This is a genomic window from Pseudomonas sp. EL_65y_Pfl2_R96 (assembly GCF_963970905.1).
Taxonomy (GTDB): Bacteria; Pseudomonadota; Gammaproteobacteria; order Pseudomonadales; family Pseudomonadaceae; genus Aquipseudomonas.
In genome coordinates this window covers 82,819-105,544 of record NZ_CAXAQH010000001.1, presented here as the reverse complement: position 1 = coordinate 105,544, position 22,726 = coordinate 82,819, and the positions used below count along the sequence as shown (strand labels likewise).

The window sequence follows — 22,726 nt, the reverse complement described above, 5'->3', positions numbered from 1 at the left end:
ATCTGTTGTGCTCCAGACAGTCATTGAGTGCTTTGCCGGATTGATTGAAATGGCGCGTCCAGGTGCTGGGCGCGTTTAAGACTGCTTGGAGGTCGAATTGGACAAGAACATGAAAATCCTCATCGTTGATGACTTCTCAACGATGCGGCGGATCATAAAAAACCTGTTGCGTGACCTTGGGTTCACCAACACCGCCGAGGCCGATGACGGGCTGACCGGGTTGCCGATGCTGCAAAGCGGTAACTTCGATTTTCTGGTCACCGACTGGAACATGCCCGGTATGACCGGCATCGATCTGCTTCGTGCGGTGCGCGCCGATGAAAGGCTCAAGCACCTGCCGGTGCTGATGGTGACCGCTGAAGCCAAGCGCGAGCAGATCATCGAAGCGGCCCAGGCCGGTGTTAACGGCTATGTGGTCAAACCCTTCACGGCCCAGGCGTTGAAAGAAAAAATCGAGAAGATTTTCGAACGCATCGGTTGAGAAACTGCGCCACGGGGGAGCTATGGAGCATATCGAATCTTCACAGGGCGATTTTGAGTCGACCCTGAAAAAACACGCGGTCGAACTGGTCGAAAGCCTTGAAAAAGGCAAGTTCGGCGACGCTGTTCAACTGATCCATGAGCTCAACCAGACCCGTGACCGTGGCCTGTATCAGGAAGTGGGCAAGCTCACCCGCGAGCTGCATAGCGCGATCGTCAATTTCCAGATTGACCCGCACATGCCGCAAGCCGAGGAAGTGTCTCAGATCACGGATGCCACCGAGCGTCTGGGTTATGTGGTCAAGCTGACCGAGGCCGCGGCCAACCGCACCATGGACCTGGTGGAAAACGCCACGCCGCTGATCAACAGCCTGAGCGACGAAGCTCAGGCACTGAGCACGGATTGGGGACGGTTCATGCGTCGCGAGGTCGGGGCTGAAGAGTTCCGCGAACTGGCCCGGCGGGTCGACGGTTTCCTGACACGCAGCAGCGAAGACAATCGCGTTGTGTCGAGCAACCTCAACGACATTCTGCTGGCTCAGGATTACCAGGACCTCACCGGTCAGGTGATCAAACGCGTGACCCAATTGGTCACCGAAGTTGAAAGCAACCTGCTCAAGCTCGTGCTCATGGCCAGTCACGTCGACCGCTTTGCGGGTATCGAACATGACCGTGAAGCGATGCTGGCTGAAAAAGATCCGCAAAAACATCTCTCTCAGGGTGAAGGTCCGCAGATTCATGCCGATAAAAGAGAAGACGTTGTGTCCGGTCAGGACGATGTGGACGATTTGCTATCCAGCCTGGGATTTTAGAGTTTTAGAATTTTAGGTTTTTTAGGTTTTTAGACCTGTTAGGAGCACCCCCTTAATGAGCTTCGGCGCCGATGAAGAGATCCTTCAGGATTTCCTGGTTGAGGCCGGCGAGATTCTAGAGCAACTGTCCGAACAGCTGGTCGAGCTTGAAAGCCGGCCGGATGATGCGGACTTGCTCAATGCAATTTTTCGCGGTTTTCACACTGTAAAAGGGGGCGCCGGCTTCCTCCAGCTCAACGAGCTGGTGGAGTGCTGTCACATCGCCGAGAACGTGTTCGACATCCTGCGAAAGGGTGAGCGTCGCGTCGACTCGGAATTGATGGACGTGGTTCTCGAAGCGCTGGACGCGGTGAACAGCATGTTCAGCGAAGTCCGCGAACGCAGCCCGATCACGGCTGCCACGCCTGAATTGCTGGCCGCTCTGGCCCGTCTGGCCGAGCCGCAAACCGGTGATGAAGTGGCACCTGTCGCTGAGGCGGTGCAAGAGCCTGCCGCCGAAAGTGAATCCGGTGACATCACCGATAACGAATTCGAACAGTTGCTGGACTCGCTGAATGCCGTCAAGGCTCAGGCCGAGGCACCCGCCGCTGTTCCAGTACCGGCGCCGACCAGCGATGCGGCGGCCAGTGACGAAATCACCGATGCCGAATTCGAGTCGTTGCTCGATCAACTGCACGGCAAAGGCCAGTTCGCCGCCGATGCAGTGGCCGCGGCGCCCACCGCACCGGCAGCCCCGAAAGCGGCAGGCGATAGCTCCGACATCACCGATGACGAGTTCGAAGCACTGCTCGACCAGTTGCACGGCAAAGGCACCTTTGCGGTCGATGCGCTGGAATCGGCGATCGCTTCGGTCCCGACCCCGGCTGCGCCAACCGCTAAAGCGGCCGGCGGCGATCTGATCTCCGATCACGAATTCGAATCGCTGCTCGACGAATTGCACGGTAAAGGCAAGTTCACTGAAGTGGGCGCCGCTGTCGGGGCGACTGCCTCGGTCGCTGCACCCGTGGCCAAGGCTGCTGCGCCTGCACCTGTCGCCAAAGCGCCCGAGCCAAAAGCCGAAGCGCCAAAGCCTGCTGCTGCCGCGGCACCGGCTGCTGCTCGTGCCCCGGCCGCGCCGCCACCGGAAAAACCGGCCAGCGAAGCCGAGACCACCGTGCGGGTCGATACCGCGCGTCTCGACGAGATCATGAACATGGTCGGCGAGTTGGTACTGGTGCGTAACCGTCTGGTCCGTCTGGGCCTCAACAGCGGCGACGAAGCCATGTCCAAGGCCGTGTCGAACCTCGACGTGGTCACGGCCGACCTGCAAACCGCGGTCATGAAGACCCGGATGCAGCCGATCAAGAAAGTCTTCGGGCGCTTCCCGCGCCTGGTTCGCGACCTGGCGCGCCAGCTCAAGAAAGAGATCAACCTGGAACTCGTCGGCGAAGAAACCGACCTTGACAAAAACCTCGTCGAGGCCCTGGCCGACCCGCTGGTCCACTTGGTGCGCAACTCGGTCGACCACGGTATCGAAGAGCCGACTGATCGCGAAGCGATGGGCAAACCCCGCAGCGGCAAGGTGATCCTGTCCGCTGAACAGGAAGGCGACCACATCCTGCTGTCCATCTCCGATGATGGCAAGGGCATGGATGCCGATGTTCTGCGCGGTATCGCCGTGAAGAAAGGCCTGATGGACAAGGATGCAGCGGACCGTCTCAGCGAGTCCGATTGCTTCAACCTGATCTTCGCGCCGGGTTTCTCGACCAAGACCGAGATTTCCGACGTGTCCGGGCGCGGCGTGGGCATGGACGTGGTGAAAACCAAGATCGCCCAGCTCAACGGCACCATCAATATCTACTCGACCAAGGGCAAGGGCTCGAAGATCGTCATCAAGGTCCCGTTGACCCTGGCGATCATGCCGACGCTGATGGTCATGCTCGGCAACCAGGCGTTCGCGTTCCCGCTGGTGAACGTCAACGAGATTTTCCACCTCGACCTGTCGCGCACCAACGTGGTGGACGGCCAGGAAGTGGTGATCGTGCGGGACAAGGCGCTGCCACTGTTCTACCTCAAGCGCTGGCTGGTCAGCTCCGCCGCTCACGAAGAGCAGCGCGAAGGCCATGTGGTGATCCTTTCGGTGGGCACTCAGCGGATCGGCTTCGTCGTCGATCAACTGGTGGGTCAGGAAGAAGTGGTCATCAAGCCATTGGGCAAAATGCTCCAGGGAACCCCGGGCATGTCGGGCGCCACCATCACCGGTGACGGCCGTATTGCGCTGATTCTCGATGTTCCGAGCATGCTCAAGCGTTACGCCGCACGGCGTATTTGATTCTGGGGGAGCGGGGCGACTGAGCCTCGCCCCGTCTAATGGAGTGTTTATGGTAGTCAAGGTCCTGGTGGTGGACGATTCGGGGTTTTTCCGCCGCCGCGTCTCGGAAATTCTTGCAGCGGATTCGAATATCCAGGTCGTCGGTACGGCGACCAACGGAAAAGAGGCAATCGATCAGGCACTGGCCCTCAAGCCCGACGTGATCACCATGGACTACGAGATGCCGATGATGGATGGCATCACGGCGGTGCGGCACATCATGCAGCGCTGCCCGACCCCGGTGTTGATGTTCTCCTCGCTGACCCACGAAGGCGCCCGGGTAACCCTCGATGCGCTGGACGCCGGCGCGGTGGACTTCCTGCCGAAGAATTTCGAAGACATCTCCCGTAACCCGGAGAAGGTCAAGCAACTGCTGTGCGAGAAGATTCTCAGCATCTCGCGCAGTAACCGTCGTGTCAGTGCCTACACCCCTCCGGCTCCAGTAGCCGCGCCAGCCCCGACACCTGCGCCTTCGAGCGTCGGCAGTTACGGCAGCAGCGCGCCTGCGCGTCCGGCACCGGCACCGATTCCGGCTCGCAGCCATGCCGCGACGCCATCGTCGCCAGCGCCGAAACGCAAAGCCTACAAACTGGTCGCCATCGGCACCTCCACCGGTGGCCCGGTTGCGCTGCAACGGGTGCTGACGCAGTTACCGGCCAATTTCCCGGCACCGATCGTGTTGATCCAGCACATGCCGGCAGCCTTCACCAAGGCCTTCGCCGAGCGTCTGGACAAGCTGTGCCGCATCAGCGTCAAGGAAGCCGAGGATGGCGACATCCTGCGTCCGGGCCTGGCGCTGCTGGCACCGGGTGGCAAGCAGATGATGATCGACGGCCGTGGCGCGGTGAAAATCCTGCCGGGCGACGAGCGTCTGAACTACAAACCGTGCGTGGACATCACTTTCGGCTCCGCGGCCAAGTCCTACGGTGACAAAGTTCTGGCGGTGGTACTGACCGGCATGGGCGCCGACGGTCGTGAAGGCGCGCGTCTGCTCAAGCAGGGCGGCAGTGCGATCTGGGCTCAGGATGAAGCCAGCTGCGTGATCTACGGCATGCCGATGGCCATCGTCAAAGCCGAGCTCGCGGACGCGGTGTACAGCCTGGATGATATCGGCCGGCACCTGGTTGAGGCCTGCATCTGATGGATGTGCTCAGCCTGATCGGGATCATCATGGCGTTCGTCGCCATCATTGGCGGCAACTACCTTGAAGGCGGTCACCTCGGCGCGCTGGCCAACGGCCCGGCGGCGTTGATCGTACTCGGTGGGACCATCGGTGCGGCGCTGCTGCAATCGCCGATGAGCGCCTTCAAGCGCGCCATGCAGATTCTCGCCTGGATTCTTTTCCCCCCTCGCGTGGATCTGGCTGGTGGTATCGATCGCGTAGTGAACTGGAGCCTCACCGCCCGCAAGGAAGGTTTGCTCGGCCTGGAAGGGGTGGCCGACGCCGAACCCGACAGCTACTCGCGAAAAGGTCTGCAACTGCTGGTGGACGGCGCCGAGCCGGAAGCGATTCGCAGCATTCTGGAAGTGGATTTCTACACCCAGGAAAGCCGTGACATCGAGGCCGCCAAAGTCTTTGAAAGCATGGGCGGCTATGCGCCGACCATTGGCATCATCGGTGCGGTGATGGGCCTGATCCATGTCATGGGCAACCTGGGCGATCCGTCGCAACTGGGCAGCGGCATTGCCGTCGCCTTCGTCGCCACCATCTACGGCGTGGCCAGTGCCAACCTGATGCTGCTGCCGATTGCCGCCAAGCTCAAATCCATCGCGTTACGGCAGTCGCGTTATCGCGAGATGTTGCTGGAGGGGATTCTGTCGATCGCCGAAGGTGAAAACCCTCGCTCTATCGAGTTGAAGCTTCAGGGCTTCATGGATTGATGGGGGAAATGGATTATGGCTCGTCGCAGGCAACCTGAAGAACACGTCAATCACGAACGCTGGCTCGTTTCCTACGCCGACTTCATTACGTTGCTGTTCGCTTTCTTCGTGGTGATGTACTCGATTTCGTCGATCAACGAAGGCAAGTACAAGGTCATTTCCGAGGCGTTGATCGGGGTGTTTACCGACTCCGACCGCGCCCTCAAGCCGATTCCCATCGGCGAAGAGCGACCGCAGACCGTGACCCCGGCCAAGCCGCTGGTCAAGGACAGCGAACAGATCGACGCCGGCATTGCCGGTGCCAGCGACCCGCTCAAAAGCATTGCCGATGACATCAGCGCGGCGTTCGGCGACCTGATCAGCTCCAACCAGATGACCGTGCGCGGCAACGAGTTGTGGGTCGAGATCGAGCTCAATTCCAGCCTGTTGTTCGGCAGTGGCGACGCCATGCCCAGCGACATCGCGTTCAACATCATCGACAAGGTCGCCGCGATCCTCCGGCCGTTCGACAACCCGATCCACGTCGAAGGCTTCACCGACGATCAGCCGATCCGCACCGCGCAATACCCGACCAACTGGGAGCTGTCCTCGGCCCGTTCGGCGAGCATCGTGCGCATGCTGGCGATGCAGGGCGTGAACCCTGGCCGCTTGGCGTCGGTGGGTTATGGCGAATTCCAGCCAGTGGCCAATAACGCCACTGCCGAGGGTCGGGCGCGCAACCGTCGGGTGGTGCTGGTGGTGTCACGAAACCTCGATGTACGCCGCAGCCTCACCGGCACCGGAACCGCCAATGCGAAACCGGATGCCGCGTTGAAGCGTGCTGGCACACAAACTGCACCGACCCCGGTCAAGTCGCCGGGACGAGAGAGTGCCGTCAATTCTCCGTCACCCGCATTAATACGTTGAGCTATTTCTCGGTCGACCATTTCGACCGGGAGGAACAATCCGAATGAGAGTCTGGGCAGTCGCCAATCAAAAGGGTGGTGTCGGTAAAACCACTTCCTCCATCGCTTTAGCCGGTTTGCTGGCTGAGGCGGGCAAGCGTGTGGTCATGGTCGATCTCGATCCCCACGGCTCCATGACCAGCTACTTCGGTTACGACCCCGACAGCCTGGAACACAGCAGCTACGACCTGTTTCTGCACAAGGGCAGCGTGCCGCAAGGCTTGCCCGGTCAGTTGCTGATGCCCACCAGTGACGAGCGCATTTCCCTGTTGCCGTCGAGCACGGCGCTGGCAACCCTTGAGCGCCAGTCGCCGGGCCAGAGTGGTTTGGGCCTGGTGATCGCCAAGAGCCTGGCGCAACTCTGGCAGGACTTCGATTACGCCGTGATCGACAGCCCGCCGTTGCTCGGCGTGCTGATGGTCAATGCCTTGGCGGCGAGCCAGCAGTTGGTGATCCCGGTGCAGACCGAACACTTGGCCGTCAAAGGTCTGGAACGCATGGTCAACACCTTGGCGATGATCAACCGCTCGCGCAAACTGGCGCTGCCGTTCAACATCGTGCCGACCCTGTTTGACCGCCGCACCCAGGCTTCTCTCGGCACCCTTCGTGTGCTGCGCGACAAGTACCCGGAAGAAATCTGGCAAGGCTACATTCCGATCGATACCCGCTTGCGTGACGCGAGCCGGGCGGGGCTGACGCCTTCGCAATTCGACGGCAAGAGCCGTGGTGTCCTCGCGTACCGTGCACTGCTCAAGCATCTGCTGGCGCAGCAACTTGTTCCGCAGGTGGCTTGAGATGAACCCAATTATCCCTGTAGGAGCTGCCGCAGGCTGCGATCTTTTGATCTGGCTTTGTGGCGTCTTCGAAACCGTTAAAAGATCGCAGCCTTCGACAGCTCCTACGGAAGTGTTCCAGTGAATCGGCCGGTGCAGATCACCTCGCGCCCGCAACTGGCCCTCCAGTCCTATCTGGACGGCTTGCTGCAGGAAGCGACCGAAGAGTTGTTGCCAGAAATCGAGGTATTGCCCGAGGTTGTCGAGCCGCAAGCCTCTCTGAACGAGTTCCAGGCGGCGGTGCTCGAAGAGCAGGCTCGCGATGCGCAGAAACCCGCCGTGGTGGCAGCGCCAATCGTCGAGCCAGCGGTGAAAGCACCAGTGGCCGTGATCGAAGCGCCGACACCGATTCTGGCGCCCGTGTCGACGATTGCACCGTTGCTGCAAGCGTTGGTGCCGCCGGTGGTCGAGGTTCATCTGCCGCCGAGCAACACGCCGCCTCCGGTGGAAACCGATGGCCGTCCGGCCTGGGCTGCCGAGCCGTTCGAATGCCTGTTGTTCGACGTCGCCGGGTTGACCCTGGCGGTGCCGCTGGTGTGCCTGGGCTCGATTTATTCCCTGGCCGGGCACGAGCTGACGCCGCTGTTCGGTCAGCCGGAATGGTTCCTCGGGATCCTGCCGAGCCAGGCCGGCAACCTGAAAGTCCTGGACACCGCGCGCTGGGTCATGCCGGACCGCTACCGTGATGATTTCCGCCAGGGCCTGCAATACGTTATTTCGGTTCAGGGCTACGAATGGGGGCTGGCGGTGCATCAGGTCAGCCGCTCGTTGCGCCTGGACCCGAACGAAATCAAATGGAGAAGTCACCGGGGGCAGCGGCCATGGCTCGCCGGCACGGTGATTGAACACATGTGCGCTTTGCTCGATGTCGCCGCACTGGCCGAATTGATCGCCAGCGGCGGGGCGAAGCACATGGGCGGCAGTAAGCCGCTACACAAATCGACGTAACAGCCGACATAACAAGCAGGCGACGGCATTGTTGAATGCCGCCACACAGAACACACACCGCCAAGAGCGGTTTTTCGAGGGGTCAGGTATGAGCAGTCAAGCGACGAATGCAAAAGGTTCTGAAGATCCGATCCTGCAATGGGTGACCTTCAAACTGGACAATGAAACCTACGGCATCAACGTGATGCGCGTTCAGGAAGTCCTGCGCTACACCGAAATCGCTCCGGTGCCGGGTGCCCCGAGCTACGTGCTGGGCATCATCAACCTGCGCGGCAACGTGGTCACCGTGATCGACACCCGCCAGCGTTTCGGCCTGGGCACGGTCGACGTCAGCGACAACACCCGTATCGTCATCATTGAAGCCGACAAGCAAGTGGTCGGGATCATGGTCGACAGCGTGGCTGAAGTGGTTTACCTGCGTCAGTCGGAAATCGAGACCGCGCCGAACGTCGGTAACGAAGAGTCCGCCAAGTTCATTCAAGGCGTGTGCAACAAGAACAACGAATTGCTGATCCTGGTCGAGCTGGACAAGATGATGAGCGAAGAAGAATGGTCGGAACTGGAGAGTATCTGATTGATTCTTGAGGTGGCTGTGATTGTCCTGTTCCTCTTGTGGGCAGGCACGCTGGCGATGTTCCTGGCGTACATCCGCGCTCAAAGGCAGATCGCCGCGCAACAGGCCCAGGGCGATGCGTTGCGCGATCAGCGCATCAAGGACTTGGCCAAGCGCGTCGACGACTACCAGAACGGTAACGTGCGCATGGGTGAAGACCTGCACGAACTGCGCGCGGTCGTCGGCCCGTTGCCGGACAAACTGGCGCAGTTGGAGCAGCGTGATCCGTCGAGCCTTTCCTTCGCCCAGGCCGCGCGCCTGGTGGGGATGGGGGCCAGCGTCGATGAACTGACTCAGTCTTGCGGGTTGACCCAGGCTGAGGCGGAGTTGATGAGTAAGTTGCACAGAAACTGAGAAGAGCAAAAGATCAAAAGATCGCAGCCTTCGGCAGCTCCTACATGGGTTTACGTATTCCTGTAGGAGCTGCCGAAGGCTGCGATCTTTTGCTTTTAAACGCCAATGAATAATCCGTCCTCAGATAGGGATTACGTTGCCGTAGTCCTCTGCCTATAGTTTTTCCGGATTCCTCCGGCTTGTGATCGCGCCCCGCCATCGGTAACTTGATCATCAATTCAATGTTCCATCGCCGCTGGACAACGACGCTTGTTCCAGGCATGTACGGTGCCAAAGAGGCCTATGCTCGATATTCTACGTGGTACACCGCTGTGGGTTTATGCGGTCTTTTTTATTCTGACTTATTACGGTGTTCTTGCCTGCTTCAAGAATCATGAATCGAAAAGGTCTTTGCAGATTACCCCCGCGATATTCGTCGCCATTTCCTTGGCGTCGCTGAAACTCTCTCAAGGCGTTGCAATCCCGCTCTCGGCATATGCACTAGGTTTGTTGGCAGGGTGGATGCTGGCATTGCGCTTTTACTCGTACCACAACGTGGAACGCGAGGGGGAAAGTCTGGTGCTGGGTGGCACCATCAAGGTGCTAATTGTGTATTGGTGTTTCTTTGCCTGGCGTTACTACTGTGGATACCAGGCGGCTATATATCCAGAGCAGGCCAATGAGGTGCCGGTGGTGGCATGGTCTGGACTGGGGGCTGGGCTTATTAACGGGTTGATTGTCGGTCGTAGTCTCAGGCTGTTGTCTTTTTTTAAGTCCGCTAACGTGAAGGCGGGGAGTTGATGAGTAAGTTGCACAGAAACTGAGAAGAGCAAAAGATCAAAAGATAGCCCTGTCAGTAATCGTCCCCGCGATCGGTGACATCCTTCTCGACCATTGGTACATGCGGATCATGCCCCGCCGGAAACTTGCCCTTCAAATTCCACGCAAACGCAATAATCTCGGCAATCGTGCGATACAACTCCTCCGGAATGCTGTCCCCCAGTTCCATCCGCGCCAGCAGTTTCACCAGCTCGGCGTTTTCATAGATCGGCACCTCATAATCCCGGGCGATCCGCAGAATTTCTTCGGCCAGTTCTTCATCACCTTTGGCCGTGAGGGTCGGGGCGTGGGTGCCGTCGTATTTGAGGGCGATGGCCTGGCGTGGTGCGGTGGAATCGTTCATGCGGTTTCGTCGACCCAGCGTTGTTCGAGGCGGGTTTGAGGGCCTTGTGGCGGTGTGCCGAGGCGGCAGTCCAGATCGCCGACGTTCAGGCCTGACGCCAGCAGGCGTTCGCGCAGCCCGGCCAGATTGCTTTCGATCAGGCTTGCGGTGTACGGTCGTTCGGCCCAGAGCTGACTGGAGAGGCTGCCTTTGATCAACTGGGCCTGAATCTGCAACGGCCCCAACGGTTCCATGTCGAATGCCAGCTCGACGCGCCACAGCTGTTGCTTGGGTTCGCGTTCGTCGCGGCGTTCGTGCGGTTGTTCTTTCTCGGGCGCTTCTTCGCGCTGGAATTTGACCTGCAACGGCACGATGTCCTGCAGGTTGCGCATGGGGATTTCCAGCTGCCAGGTGCTGAGCAGTCGACCGTCGTCGGTGACGCCAGTCTGTTCCAGGCTCGACAGTTGATGGCTTTGCAGGCGCGAGACGGCCGCCGCGGCCAAACGCAGCAAGTGCTCCAGATCGCCTTCTCCGTCCTGGCTTTGCAGCAAGCGCGCGGGCAGGGGGAAGCTGGTCGGCTGCGGCTTGGCGCTGACTTGCCCGAGCATGCCGAGGGCGCTGCGCACGAAACTCGGCAGCGCCTGCGCCAGTGTATTGGCGGCGATGATTGCGTTGAGGTTGGTGTTGGCTGGCAGGCCCGGCGTCAGTTGTGCGATCAGCTTGAGCAGGTCGCCTTTCATGTCAGGCGTCAGCGTCGGGTTTTGTCCGGTCAGCAATTTGGCTTCGAGGAACAGGCCGCTGTTGGCCAACGCCTGGGCCAGGCCTTTAGGCGTACTCAGTTGCTGGACGTCCGGCAGGCCGGCGAGCAGTTTGTCTACGGCGGCGCGCAGGTCGCTGGAGGTCTGATCCGACGGCGGCAGGTTTTGCAGGACTTTGATCAAGCCATCCAGAGAACCCTGGCGACTTTGCTGGCTGACCAGTTGTTGGGTCACCGCCAGCTGCTCCTGACGGCTGCTCAATGGCACGAATTTCAGTGTCTGGGTGTCCTGCACCAAGGCGCTCAGCAAGGTGCCGATGCGCAGCGGCGTCGGGCTGTCGATGCTCAGCGTGCTGCCGCTCAGTGCGGTGTTGAGCAGGCTCACCATCGAACGAAACACCGTCGGCTGGCCTGGCACTTGCGGCATCACCTGAGAGGTCAGCACTTTGCCTTGCAGCAGGGTGCCGACCGGCAGTTGCGCCGTGTCGATGCGGGTGAGGGTGGCGACGCTGGAGGCGATGGCCTGTTGCACCGTGACCGCCAGATTACCCGCCGACGGCTGGGTAATCGCCAGGCTGGTGCCTTGGGGCAGCGGCTGGGTGCTGGTGGCCTGAACGGTAGCTTGGCGGCCGCTGTCGAGGGTGACTTTGAGTAACAGTTGAAAAGTCTGATCCGTCTGCTTGAGCGAGAGCACTTCAGCCTTGGCGGTTTGCCCAACGGAGATCAGGCCCTCCATCGGCGTCAGCAGCTTGAGTAGATCACCGCTCACCACCAGCGGCCGCGATGTCGCGGGCGTGGTCTGCGGCAGCGGGAGGATGTTCATTTCGCCTGTCATACGCGGACACAACCTGAGGAAATTGCACTCTTGAGAGTAAGGGACGGCATGTATAATGCCGCCCGTCTTTCGCTGAGTGGCGAAAACATTGCAATTGTTTGACGCAGCTCTCTAGAACAAGCCGTCATTGCATCTATGCTGCATCTCTTTAACGGCCGTGCCCGAGCCGACTTGAACCGTATAAGGCCCGTGATCTCTTGACCAGTCCTGTCCTGCAAACCGTTGCCCTTGCCTGTGAGCGAGACCTTCGGCTGCTCTTCGAAAATCTCGAATTGCGACTGGCCAGTGGCGAAATGTTACAGATCAGCGGCCCTAACGGCAGTGGCAAAACCAGCCTTTTGCGCCTGCTTTGCGGTTTGATGCACCCGACCGCCGGTCAAGTATTGCTCAACGGCCAGCCATTGAACGAGCAACGCGGCGAACTGGCGCGCAACCTGTTGTGGATCGGCCACGCCGCCGGGATCAAGGACCTGCTGACCCCCGAAGAAAACCTCAGTTGGCTTTGCGCCTTGCATCAACCGGCCTCCCATGAGGCGATCTGGCAGGCACTGGCGGCGGTGGGACTGCGCGGTTTCGAGGATGTTCCCTGCCACACCCTGTCTGCCGGCCAGCAACGTCGCGTGGCGTTGGCGCGGTTGTATCTGGACAGCCCGCCGCTGTGGATCCTCGATGAGCCGTTCACCGCGCTCGACAAACAAGGCGTGGCGCAACTCGAAGAACACCTGGCCGCGCACTGCGAGAGCGGAGGTATGGTCGTTCTGACCACTCACCACACCCTGACCCGGATGCCGGCCGGCTATCGTGACATTGATTTGGGGAACTGGGCCGTATGAGTGTTTTCGGCCTGTTGGTCGCCCGCGAGGCACGTTTGCTGTTCCGCCGTCCTGCGGAACTGGCCAATCCGCTCGTATTCTTCGCCATCGTCGTTTCGCTGTTCCCATTAGCGGTCGGCCCCGAGTCTCAATTGTTGCAAACCTTGTCTCCGGGACTGGTCTGGGTGGCGGCGCTTTTATCGGTTCTGCTCTCGCTGGACGGGCTTTTCCGCAGTGATTTCGAAGACGGATCCCTTGAACAGTGGGTCCTTTCGTCGCACCCTCTGCCTCTTCTGGTGCTGGCCAAGGTACTGGCACACTGGGCCTTTTCCGGCCTGGCACTGGTTTTGCTCGCGCCCTTGCTGGCGTTGATGCTCGGTTTGCCTGCCGCCTGTCTGCCGGTGTTGCTGCTTTCCTTATTGCTGGGTACACCGGTGCTGAGCCTGCTCGGCGCGGTGGGCGCGGCGCTGACGGTAGGATTGAAACGTGGTGGCCTGTTGCTGGCGCTGCTGATTCTGCCGCTGTACATCCCGGTGTTGATTCTTGGCAGTGGCGCCTTGCAGGCGGCATTGCAGGGCATGCCGGCGACTGGTTATCTCTTGTGGCTTGGTAGCCTGACCGCCCTGGCGATAACCCTTACACCTTTTGCAATAGCTGCTGGCCTGAAGATCAGCGTCGGCGAATAATGAGGTCTGGTCAATTATTGATCAGTAAAGACCCTTGGCTGCTTGGGACAACGAGCAGCACCCGTGATGGAAACAGCAATGAACTGGACCTGGTTTCATAAGCTCGGCTCACCCAAATGGTTTTACGGCATCAGCGGCAAACTGCTGCCGTGGCTGAGCGTCGCGGCGTTGCTGCTGATCGGCGTCGGCGTGGTCTGGGGCCTGGCCTTCGCGCCGCCGGACTACCAGCAAGGCAACAGCTTTCGCATCATCTATATCCACGTTCCCGCCGCCATGCTGGCGCAGTCCATCTATGTGATGCTGGCCGTGTGCGGCATTGTCGGGCTGGTGTGGAAAATGAAACTGGCCGACGTCGCCCTGCAATGCGCGGCGCCCATCGGTGCCTGGATGACCGCCGTGGCGCTGGTCACAGGTGCGATCTGGGGCAAACCGACCTGGGGTTCGTGGTGGGTCTGGGATGCGCGACTAACGTCCATGCTGATTCTGCTGTTTCTGTACTTCGGTCTTATTGCGCTGGGCAACGCCATCAGCAATCGTGACAGCGCGGCCAAGGCCTGCGCGGTGCTGGCGATCGTCGGCGTGATCAACATCCCGATCATCAAATACTCGGTGGAGTGGTGGAACACCCTGCACCAGGGCGCGACGTTCACCCTCACCGAAAAACCGGCGATGCCCGCCGAGATGTGGCTGCCACTGCTGCTGACGGCGCTGGGTTTCTACTGTTTCTTCGGCGCGGTGCTGTTGCTGCGCATGCGCCTTGAAGTGCTCAAGCGCGAAGCTCGGGCGAGCTGGGTGAAAACCGAAGTGCAGAACAGTCTGGAGGCCGCTCGATGAGTTTTGCTTCATTCGGCGACTTCCTCGCCATGGGCCATCATGCCCTGTATGTCTGGTCAGCCTATGGCATCTGCCTGGCGGTGCTGGCCCTCAACGTGGCGGCGCCGATCCTGGCCCGCAAGCGGTATCTGCAACAAGAGGCGCGTCGTTTGCGCCGGGAGAACGGCCAGTGAATCCGCTGCGTAAAAAGCGTCTTATCATCATTTTCGCGATCCTGCTCGGTGTCGGCGCCGCCGTCGGCCTGGCCTTGAGCGCCTTGAAGCAGAACATCAATCTGTTTTACACCCCGACCCAGATCGCCAACGGCGAAGCCCCGCACGACACGCGCATTCGCGCCGGCGGCATGGTCGAGAAAGGTTCGCTGCAACGTTCCGGCGATTCCCTGGACGTGAAGTTCATCGTCACCGACTTCAACAAATCCGTAACCATCAGCTACCGCGGCATCCTTCCGGACCTGTTCCGCGAAGGGCAGGGCATCGTTGCCCTCGGCAAGCTCAACGCCGACGGCGTGGTGGTGGCCGACGAAGTGCTGGCCAAGCACGACGAGAAGTACATGCCACCGGAAGTGACCAAGGCGTTGAAAGATAGTGGTCAATCCGCCCCTACACCCGCGAAGGAGGGTTGATCCATGACTTCCGGCATCTTCATACCAGAGCTGGGCCACCTGGCCATGATCCTCGCGCTGTGTTTCGCGCTGGTTCAAGCGGTGGTGCCATTGCTCGGTGCCTGGCGTGGCGATCGCTTGTGGATGAGCCTGGCCCAGCCGGCCGCGTGGGGGCAGTTCGCGTTTTTGCTGTTCGCCTTCGGTTGCCTGACTTACGCGTTCATGGTGGACGACTTCTCCGTCGCCTATGTGGCCAGCAACTCCAACAGCGCCTTGCCGTGGTATTACAAATTCAGCGCGGTATGGGGCGCTCACGAAGGTTCGTTGCTGCTGTGGGCGTTGATCCTCGGCGGCTGGACCTTCGCGGTGTCGGTGTTCTCCCGGCAGTTGCCGCAAGTGATGCTGGCCCGGGTGCTGGCAGTGATGGGCATGATCAGCACCGGTTTCCTGCTGTTCCTGATCATGACGTCCAACCCGTTCGCCCGGATCCTGCCGCAGATGCCGGCGGATGGGCGCGACCTTAATCCACTGCTGCAAGACATCGGCCTGATCGTTCACCCGCCGATGCTGTACATGGGCTATGTCGGTTTCTCCGTGGCGTTTTCCTTCGCCATCGCCGCGCTGCTGGGCGGTCGTCTCGATGCGGCGTGGGCGCGCTGGTCCCGTCCGTGGACCATCGTCGCCTGGGCCTTCCTCGGTATCGGCATTACGCTGGGCTCCTGGTGGGCCTACTACGAACTCGGCTGGGGCGGCTGGTGGTTCTGGGATCCGGTGGAAAACGCGTCCTTCATGCCTTGGCTGGTGGGCACGGCGCTGATTCACTCGTTGGCGGTCACGGAAAAACGTGGCGTGTTCAAGAGCTGGACGGTGTTGCTGGCCATCGCTGCGTTCTCGTTGAGCTTGCTCGGAACCTTCCTGGTGCGTTCCGGCGTGCTGACCTCGGTTCACGCCTTTGCGTCCGACCCTGAGCGCGGCGTGTTCATCCTGATATTCCTGCTGTTCGTGGTCGGTGGTTCGCTGACGCTGTTCGCTCTGCGCGCTCCGGTGGTCAAGAGCCATGTCGGCTTCAACCTCTGGTCCCGGGAAACCCTGCTGCTGGGCAATAACCTGGTGCTGGTGGTGGCCGCTTCGATGATCCTGCTGGGCACCTTGTACCCGCTGATTCTCGATGCGCTGACCGGCGCCAAGCTGTCGGTCGGCCCGCCGTACTTCAACGCGCTGTTCATTCCATTGATGGCGTTGCTGATGGTGGTGATGGCGGTCGGCATGCTGGTGCGCTGGAAAGACACCCCGGTCAAATGGCTGATGAGCATGCTGACCCCGGTGTTGCTCGGCAGTGCTGCGTTGGCCGTGGTGGCGGGCGTCGCTTATGGCGATTTCAACTGGGCGGTGCTGGCGACCTTCATGCTGGCTGCCTGGGTGTTGCTGGCCGGTGTGCGGGATATCTTCGACAAGACTCGCCACAAGGGCCTGATCAAAGGCCTGCCGACCCTGACCCGCAGCTATTGGGGCATGCAACTCGCCCATTTGGGTATCGCCGTGTGCGCGCTGGGTGTCGTGTTGTCGAGCCAGAACAGTGCCGAGCGTGATCTGCGCCTGGCGCCGGGTGAGTCCATGAGCCTGGCCGGTTATCAATTTGTGTTCGAAGGCGCCAAGCACTTCGAAGGGCCGAACTTCACGTCCGACAAGGGCACCGTACGGGTGATCAAGGGCGGCAAGGAAGTCAGCGTGCTGCACCCGGAAAAACGCCTCTACACCGTGCAGAACTCGGTGATGACCGAAGCCGGGATCGACGCCGGTTTCACCCGTGATCTTTACGTCGCCTTGGGCGAGCCGCTGGGCGAGGGCGCCTGGGCGGTCCGCGTGCACGTCAAACCGTTCGTGCGCTGGATCTGGTTCGGCGGGTTGCTCACTGGCTTGGGCGGGTTACTGGCGGCGCTGGATCGTCGTTATCGGGTCAAGGTGAAAAGCCGCGTGCGTGAAGCGCTCGGCATGACGGGAGCCACTGCATGAGACGTTGGTTGATGCTGTTGCCACTGGCGATTTTTCTGGTGGTTGCTGTTTTTCTGTATCGCGGGCTGTACCTGGACCCGGCCGAGTTGCCCTCGGCGATGATCAACAAACCGTTCCCGGAGTTTTCCCTGCCGTCGGTGCAGGGCGACAAAACCCTGAGCAAAGCAGACATTCTGGGTAAACCGGCACTGGTCAACGTCTGGGGCACCTGGTGCATTTCCTGCCGGGTCGAGCACCCGGTGTTGAACAAACTGGCCGAGAAGGGCGTGGTGATCTACGGCATCAACTACAAGGACACCAACGCGGACGCCTTGAAGTGGCTGGCCGAGTTCCACAACCCGTATCAACTGGACATCCGTGACGATGCCGGCACCCTGGGCCTGAACCTTGGCGTGTACGGTGCACCGGAAACCTTTTTCATCGACGCCAAGGGCATCATCCGCGACAAATTCGTCGGCGTGATCGACGAACAAGTCTGGCGCGAAAAACTGGCGGCCAAATATCAGGCGCTGGTCGACGAGGCCAAGCCATGAAGCGCTGGATTGCCGCCGCCGTGCTGGGTTTGAGCATGGCCGGTGTGGCCCACGCGGCCATCGACACCTATGAGTTCGCCAAAGAAGGCGACCGCGAGCGTTTTCGTGAGCTGACCAAGGAGCTGCGTTGCCCCAAGTGCCAGAATCAGGACATCGCCGACTCCAACGCACCGATCGCCGCCGACCTGCGCAAAGAGATTTTCCGCATGCTCGGCGAGGGCAAGGACAACCAGCAGATCATCGATTTCATGGTCGACCGCTACGGTGATTTCGTCCGCTACAAACCCGCGTTGAACGCTAAAACCGCATTGCTCTGGTTCGGCCCCGCTGGCCTGTTGCTGGGCGGTTTTGTAGTCATCGCCGTGATTATCCGCCGTCGTCGCGTGCAACGCACTGACAGCCCGGATGCGCTTTCCTTTGATGAGCGCGAGCGCCTCGACCACCTGTTGGATAAAACCAAGAATGATTGATTTCTGGCTCGCTGCAGGCCTGCTGCTCCTGATTGCCCTGAGTTTTCTGCTGATCCCCGTTCTGCGTGGTCGCCGCGCTCAGCTTGAAGAGGACCGCACGGCACTGAACGTCGCGCTTTATCAGGAGCGCGTGGCTGAGTTGCAGACTCAGCAGGAAGAGGGCGTGCTCAACGCCGAACAAATGGACACCGGCCGCGCCGAAGCTGCCCGTGAACTGCTCGCTGACACCGAGGGCGTCGAGGCGCCGCGTGTGTCGCGTCTGGGCAAACCATTGCCATTGCTGGCGGCGATTCTGGTACCGGTGCTGGGCCTTGGGCTGTACCTGCATTTCGGCGCCAGCGACAAAGTCGAGCTGACCCGCGAATTCGCTCAGGCGCCGCAGTCGATGGAAGAGATGACCCGTCGCCTGGAACGTGCGGTTGCCGCCCAACCGGATTCGGCCGAAGGCCTGTACTTCCTCGGCCGCACTTACATGGCTCAGGACCGTCCGGCCGATGCAGCGAAGATCTTCGAACGCACCGTGACGTTGGCCGGTCGTCAGCCGGAACTGCTCGGGCAGTGGGCTCAGGCCCAATACTTCGCCGATGGCAAGAAGTGGTCGGACAAGGTCCAGGCCCTGACCGACGAAGCGCTGAAAACCGATCCAAAGGAAGTCACCAGTCTCGGTCTGCTGGGCATCGCGGCCTTCGAAGGCGAGCGTTACCAGGCAGCCATCGACTATTGGAGTCGCCTGCTGGCGCAACTGCCGCCGGATGATCAATCCCGTGTCGCGCTGCAAGGCGGCATCGCTCGGGCCGCCGAGAAGCTGGAAGCCAGCGGTGGCAAGGTGGCTCAAGTTCAGGCTGAGGCTCCCGCTTCAGCCGCGAAGGTCGCCGCACTGCTCAAGGTCCGTGTCGATCTGGCGCCGGACTTGAAAGCCAAGGTCCAGCCCGGCGACAGCGTGTTCATCTTCGCCCGCGCCATCTCCGGTCCACCCGCACCACTGGCCGCCAAGCGTCTGACCGTTGCCGACCTGCCGGTGACCGTCGAGCTGGGCGATGCCGACGCAATGATGCCGCAGTTGAAACTGTCGAACTTCCCTGAAGTCCAACTGGTTGCGCGCATCTCCCGCGCCGGCCAACCGACTGCCGGCGAATGGATCGGTCGCAGCCAGCCCTTGGCCACCAGCACCACCGCGCAACAAAACCTGACCATCGACAGCCCGGATAAATAACAGGAAACGCGACCATGACCGCCATCGCTCGTATCACTCTCCTCAGTATGGTTTTGGGGCTAAGCGCTTGTGCGGTCCAGGAGCACGAACCCGAACGGTTGCCGCCGATTCCGCCCTCGCAGCCGAGCACCAAACCGACTACACCGAGCAAGCCGGGCACGCCGATCAAACCATCGAAACCGGTACCACGCACCTCCGCCAGCTTCGCCCCGCCACCGGGGGGTAATAGCCATTGGGACGCGAAACTCGGCGTTTACGTCCTCGACAATCAGACCAACACCTTCTACCGCCAGCGCACCTACTACCGCTGGAACAACGGCTGGAGCCGCTCGATCAGCCCGAACGGGCCGTGGGAAGAGACGGACATCCACGGTGTGCCGGGTGGGTTGGGTAGGCAATTCGGGCAGTGAATGGAAACGGCGATCCGAGGATCGCCGTTTTGCTTTTTGGGGTTTGAAAAGATCTTGATTGAGTGCCTCCTCAGGCTTCTTTTATCAGCAAGGTCTGGACGTAATCGACAAACGCCCGAGCCTTCGCGCTGGCCATTCTTCCCGTCGGAAACACCGCCCAAAGGTCCAGACTCGGCAAAGACCAATCGCTCATTATTGCCTTGACCGCACCGCTGGCCAGCTCCGGTGCAAACATCCACTCAGACGCCATGGTCAGCCCCTGATGCGCCAACACCGCTTCACGCAATCCCTCGGCGGCGTTTACGCGAATTCTGCCGTTGATGATCACCGATTGTTCTTCGCTGTCCTTGCTGAACTGCCAATGGGCGCCGCCGCCCAAGGTATAGACCACGGCCTGATGTTGGGTCAGGTCGGCAGGACAAGTGGGTTCGCCGCGTTCTTCGAAGTATGCCGGCGTACCCAGCACCACGCGCCGGCATTCGGCGATCTTGCGGGCGGTGAGGCCGGAGTCGTTCAAGGTGCCCATACGCAGGGCAACGTCGACGCCTTCTTCCACCAGATTGACGTTGCGATCATCCAGCATCAGGTCGATGTTCAACTGCGGGTTTTGATCGAGAAACGGCCCCAGGTGCGGAACGATGTGTAGCCGGCCAAAGGTTACCGCGGCGCAGATCCGCAGGTTACCGCTCAGGCCGGTGGCGGCACCGCGAGCTGCATTGTCGGCCTCGTCGGCTTCTTCGATGGCGCGTTTGGCCCGCTCGAAAAAGGCCAGCCCGGCCTCGGTGGGTGTCAGGCCGCGCGTCGAGCGCAACAGCAGCCGCACAGCGAGCCGTGTTTCCAGCTGCGCGATGGCTTTCGATACGGCGGGCTGGCCGATATTCAGGCGCCTGGCCGCAGCGGAAAACGAACCGGTTTCCACCACGTAGACGAAGGTTTCCATTGCGGCGAGGCGGTCCATCGTAAGTCCTTATGCAGGTCGTGTTAGTGCCGCAGATCGCGTGTGGGAGCGGCGGCTCGCGAAGATAGTGTGACATTCAGCGCAGAGGTTGACTGACCTGGCGCTTTCGCGAGCAAGCCCGCTCCCACGGGGTTTTGCGTTTGATCGCGGTGCTTTTAACGTTGTTACGCCGTCGCCAGTGCAGGCTTCCCTGAAGCACTCAAAAACCGTAACAGCGCCAGCAATGGAAACGCACTGCCGACAATCACGATCCACAACCAGCCGCCATGTTCGTACACCGCACTGGCCACCGATGAGCCAAACGCGCCGCCGATGAAGATGCTGGTCATGTACAGCGCATTCAGACGGCCGCGGCTTTTGGCGTCGAGGGCATAGACCGCACGCTGGCCGAGGACCATGTTCATCTGCACGCAGAAATCCAGCACCACCCCCGTCACCGCCAGGCCGATAACGCTGTAGGCCGGGTGGATGAAGGCTGGCAGAAAGCTCAGGCTGGCGAACAGCATCGCCAGCAGCGAGGCGAGGCGGGTATGGCCGGCATCGGCCAGTCGACCGGCGATGGGCGCGGCAATCGCGCCGATGGCACCGACCAAAGCAAAGATCGCGATCTGGGTTTGCGACAGGCCATGATTGCGCGCCAGTTCCAACGGTACAGCGGTCCAGAACAGGCTGAACGTGGCGAACATGCAACCCTGATAAAACGCCCGCTGACGCAAAACCGGTTGCTGGCGCAGCAGCGTCCAGAGCGAACCCAGTAACTGGCCATAAGAGGCGTTGTGATCAGGCTGGCGCTTGGGTACCGTCAGGGCCAGGACGATGCTGATCGCTGCCATCAACACCGCTGCAATGACGAACATTGCGCGCCAGCCGAAGTGGTCGGCCACTACGCTGGACACCGGCCGGGCCAGCAGAATTCCCAGTAGCAAACCACCCATGATGCCGCCGACCACGCGGCCGCGCGACGCTTCCGGCGTCAGGTGGGCGGCCAGCGGAATCAGGATCTGTACCGACACCGAACTGAACCCCACCAGCAGCGAAATCAGCAGGAAAACGTTCGGCTGATCGGTGAACGCCGCGCCCAGCAGACTGGCAATCGCCACCACGGTGGTGATGATCATCAAGCGACGGTTTTCCAGCAGATCACCCAGCGGCACCAGGAAGAACAGACCCAGCGCATAACCAATCTGCGTCAGCGAAACGATCAGGCTGGCCATGGTGTCGGTGAGGCCGATGTCCGGCGCGATCAGGCCGATGATCGGCTGGGCGTAGTAGATGTTGGCCACGATGGCGCCGCAGCAGAAGGCGAAGAGCAGCACCATGCCTCGGGTCATTGTCGCGGCACCGTGGGATACCTGAGTCGCTGGATTCATAACGTGGCTCGCTGAACAAGAAGGAATGCGCAGAGGCTAATTGGCTGGCTAGAGCGGCGGAAGAGGGTTTGGAGTGATAGTAATCATTCCTTTGCGGAATGAGTGACGCACGTGTGCGCTGCCTGTCGATGAACCATGCGTCCGAACACTGGGATCCGATGATACATTCACTTACATCCTCTTCGATAGCGTGCTTATGTTCTCTTATGCTCGATAAACTGGAAGGCACTCCAATATGAATGCGATGTTCCGACACCTGATCCGCGGCGCTTCAGTTGTTACCTTGATCGGCGTGTTCACGGCAGGTTTCGCTCAGGCCGCCGACGCACCGGGGATGCGCATAGGCGTGCGCGGCGAGATCACCGGCATCAGCGCAGACGTCATGAAAATCCACGTCAATAGCGGCGAAAATGTGGTGATCAACCTGACCAGGGACACCAAAACCCACGCCGTCACCCTGGCCAATATCGAAGACATCAAGCCCGGCAGCTACATCGGCTCGGCTGCCGTGCCCCAGGAAGATGGCACCCTCAAGGCCCTGGAAGTCCATGTGTTCCCGCCGGAGCTGGCCGGCAGCGGCGACGGCCATCGGCCTTTTGATCTGGTCAAGGGCAGCAGCATGACCAACGGCAGCGTGGGTGATCTGGTGGTCAGCAACGGCCGGGTTCTGACCGTCAACTACAAGGGTGGGCAGCAGACGATTCTGGTGCCGGAGGATGTGCCGATTGTGAACGTGGTGCCGGGTGATCGGAGCTTGCTGAAGGTGGGCGTGAAGATCGTGACGTTTGTGACCCAGAGTGCCGACGGGACACTCACCGCCCAATCGATTGCAGCGGGCAAGGACGGCATAACCCCGCCAATGTAACGGCATGACG

General features: G+C 60.6%; 26 protein-coding genes. 22 read left to right on the top strand and 4 right to left on the bottom strand.

Translation table 11 applies throughout. The annotated features are described in order from the left end of the window. Positions 1-109 precede the first annotated feature (109 nt). From AACY49_RS00520 to AACY49_RS00470, 11 genes are all read left to right on the top strand, one after another. Positions 110-481: a chemotaxis response regulator CheY gene (locus AACY49_RS00520; RefSeq protein ID WP_167331167.1), complete on the top strand. Its 372-nt coding sequence runs from the start codon at positions 110-112 to the stop codon at positions 479-481. 22 nt (positions 482-503) lie between these two features. Further along, positions 504-1,292, top strand: a complete 789-nt coding sequence (locus AACY49_RS00515) for a protein phosphatase CheZ (RefSeq protein ID WP_258696944.1) — start codon at positions 504-506, stop codon at positions 1,290-1,292. Between the two features lie 55 nt (positions 1,293-1,347). After that, positions 1,348-3,603, top strand: a complete 2,256-nt coding sequence (locus tag AACY49_RS00510; protein WP_339521354.1) for a chemotaxis protein CheA — start codon at positions 1,348-1,350, stop codon at positions 3,601-3,603. Between the two features lie 49 nt (positions 3,604-3,652). Continuing rightward, a complete protein-coding gene (locus AACY49_RS00505) occupies positions 3,653-4,783 on the top strand; it encodes a protein-glutamate methylesterase/protein-glutamine glutaminase (protein WP_339521353.1) in 1,131 nt (376 codons plus the stop codon). Next, a complete protein-coding gene (locus AACY49_RS00500; protein WP_030130561.1) occupies positions 4,783-5,523 on the top strand; it encodes a flagellar motor protein in 741 nt (246 codons plus the stop codon). Before AACY49_RS00505 ends, AACY49_RS00500 begins: the two co-directional genes overlap by 1 nt. A 15-nt stretch (positions 5,524-5,538) precedes the next feature. Continuing rightward, on the top strand, positions 5,539-6,429 hold the full coding sequence (gene motD, locus AACY49_RS00495; RefSeq protein WP_339521352.1) for a flagellar motor protein MotD: 891 nt from the start codon (positions 5,539-5,541) through the stop codon (positions 6,427-6,429). A 43-nt stretch (positions 6,430-6,472) separates the two neighbouring features. Beyond that, positions 6,473-7,261 carry a ParA family protein gene (locus tag AACY49_RS00490; RefSeq protein ID WP_258696940.1) on the top strand — a complete coding sequence of 263 codons (789 nt, stop codon included), beginning with the start codon at positions 6,473-6,475 and terminating at the stop codon, positions 7,259-7,261. Between the two features lie 120 nt (positions 7,262-7,381). After that, positions 7,382-8,248 carry a CheW domain-containing protein gene (locus AACY49_RS00485; RefSeq protein WP_339521351.1) on the top strand — a complete coding sequence of 289 codons (867 nt, stop codon included), beginning with the start codon at positions 7,382-7,384 and terminating at the stop codon, positions 8,246-8,248. An 88-nt stretch (positions 8,249-8,336) separates the two neighbouring features. Next, entirely contained in the window at positions 8,337-8,822 is a 486-nt protein-coding gene (locus AACY49_RS00480; protein ID WP_258696938.1) for a chemotaxis protein CheW, read from the top strand. Further along, complete coding sequence (locus AACY49_RS00475; RefSeq protein WP_105339832.1) at positions 8,823-9,215, top strand: DUF2802 domain-containing protein; 393 nt, start codon at positions 8,823-8,825, stop codon at positions 9,213-9,215. Positions 9,216-9,497: 282 nt separating this feature from the next. Next, entirely contained in the window at positions 9,498-9,995 is a 498-nt protein-coding gene (locus AACY49_RS00470; protein ID WP_339521350.1) for a hypothetical protein, read from the top strand. A gap of 52 nt (positions 9,996-10,047) precedes the next feature. Here AACY49_RS00470 and AACY49_RS00465 read toward each other — a convergent pair whose 3' ends face one another. Both AACY49_RS00465 and fliK read right to left on the bottom strand, forming a co-directional pair. Continuing rightward, positions 10,048-10,377: an EscU/YscU/HrcU family type III secretion system export apparatus switch protein gene (locus tag AACY49_RS00465; protein ID WP_258696937.1), complete on the bottom strand. Its 330-nt coding sequence runs from the start codon at positions 10,375-10,377 to the stop codon at positions 10,048-10,050. Next, positions 10,374-11,948 carry a flagellar hook-length control protein FliK gene (fliK, locus tag AACY49_RS00460; protein WP_339521349.1) on the bottom strand — a complete coding sequence of 525 codons (1,575 nt, stop codon included), beginning with the start codon at positions 11,946-11,948 and terminating at the stop codon, positions 10,374-10,376. The genes AACY49_RS00465 and fliK overlap by 4 nt, the downstream gene beginning before the upstream one ends. A gap of 197 nt (positions 11,949-12,145) precedes the next feature. Between fliK and ccmA the strand changes: the two genes are divergently transcribed. From ccmA to AACY49_RS00410, 10 genes are all read left to right on the top strand, one after another. Next, positions 12,146-12,781, top strand: a complete 636-nt coding sequence (ccmA, locus tag AACY49_RS00455; protein ID WP_339521348.1) for a cytochrome c biogenesis heme-transporting ATPase CcmA — start codon at positions 12,146-12,148, stop codon at positions 12,779-12,781. After that, a complete protein-coding gene (gene ccmB / locus AACY49_RS00450; protein ID WP_093225052.1) occupies positions 12,778-13,446 on the top strand; it encodes a heme exporter protein CcmB in 669 nt (222 codons plus the stop codon). The genes ccmA and ccmB overlap by 4 nt, the downstream gene beginning before the upstream one ends. 78 nt (positions 13,447-13,524) lie before the next feature. Next, a complete protein-coding gene (locus AACY49_RS00445) occupies positions 13,525-14,280 on the top strand; it encodes a heme ABC transporter permease (RefSeq protein WP_320391397.1) in 756 nt (251 codons plus the stop codon). Continuing rightward, a complete protein-coding gene (ccmD, locus tag AACY49_RS00440) occupies positions 14,277-14,453 on the top strand; it encodes a heme exporter protein CcmD (RefSeq protein ID WP_339521347.1) in 177 nt (58 codons plus the stop codon). The genes AACY49_RS00445 and ccmD overlap by 4 nt, the downstream gene beginning before the upstream one ends. Next, the gene (ccmE, locus tag AACY49_RS00435) at positions 14,450-14,905 is read left to right on the top strand and encodes a cytochrome c maturation protein CcmE (RefSeq protein WP_258696933.1); all 456 of its coding nucleotides are present in this window, start codon (positions 14,450-14,452) and stop codon (positions 14,903-14,905) included. The genes ccmD and ccmE overlap by 4 nt, the downstream gene beginning before the upstream one ends. Before the next feature lie 3 nt (positions 14,906-14,908). Further along, positions 14,909-16,897 (top strand): heme lyase CcmF/NrfE family subunit, encoded by a 1,989-nt coding sequence (locus tag AACY49_RS00430; RefSeq protein WP_258696932.1) that lies wholly within the window; start codon positions 14,909-14,911, stop codon positions 16,895-16,897. Then, a complete protein-coding gene (locus tag AACY49_RS00425; RefSeq protein WP_258696931.1) occupies positions 16,894-17,430 on the top strand; it encodes a DsbE family thiol:disulfide interchange protein in 537 nt (178 codons plus the stop codon). Before AACY49_RS00430 ends, AACY49_RS00425 begins: the two co-directional genes overlap by 4 nt. Continuing rightward, entirely contained in the window at positions 17,427-17,900 is a 474-nt protein-coding gene (locus tag AACY49_RS00420) for a cytochrome c-type biogenesis protein (protein WP_258696930.1), read from the top strand. The genes AACY49_RS00425 and AACY49_RS00420 overlap by 4 nt, the downstream gene beginning before the upstream one ends. Next, entirely contained in the window at positions 17,893-19,113 is a 1,221-nt protein-coding gene (gene ccmI, locus AACY49_RS00415) for a c-type cytochrome biogenesis protein CcmI (protein WP_258696929.1), read from the top strand. Before AACY49_RS00420 ends, ccmI begins: the two co-directional genes overlap by 8 nt. Before the next feature lie 14 nt (positions 19,114-19,127). Continuing rightward, positions 19,128-19,523, top strand: coding sequence for a hypothetical protein (locus AACY49_RS00410; protein ID WP_258696928.1), 396 nt, complete (start codon positions 19,128-19,130; stop codon positions 19,521-19,523). Positions 19,524-19,593: 70 nt separating this feature from the next. On the opposite strand, the gene AACY49_RS00405 is transcribed toward AACY49_RS00410, so the two are convergent. Together AACY49_RS00405 and AACY49_RS00400 are read right to left on the bottom strand one after the other, a co-directional pair. Further along, positions 19,594-20,481: a LysR family transcriptional regulator gene (locus AACY49_RS00405; protein WP_339521346.1), complete on the bottom strand. Its 888-nt coding sequence runs from the start codon at positions 20,479-20,481 to the stop codon at positions 19,594-19,596. A gap of 164 nt (positions 20,482-20,645) precedes the next feature. Further along, complete coding sequence (locus AACY49_RS00400; protein WP_339521345.1) at positions 20,646-21,851, bottom strand: MFS transporter; 1,206 nt, start codon at positions 21,849-21,851, stop codon at positions 20,646-20,648. Positions 21,852-22,086: 235 nt separating this feature from the next. Between AACY49_RS00400 and AACY49_RS00395 the strand changes: the two genes are divergently transcribed. After that, the gene (locus AACY49_RS00395; RefSeq protein WP_258696925.1) at positions 22,087-22,716 is read left to right on the top strand and encodes a hypothetical protein; all 630 of its coding nucleotides are present in this window, start codon (positions 22,087-22,089) and stop codon (positions 22,714-22,716) included. Positions 22,717-22,726: the final 10 nt, after the last annotated feature.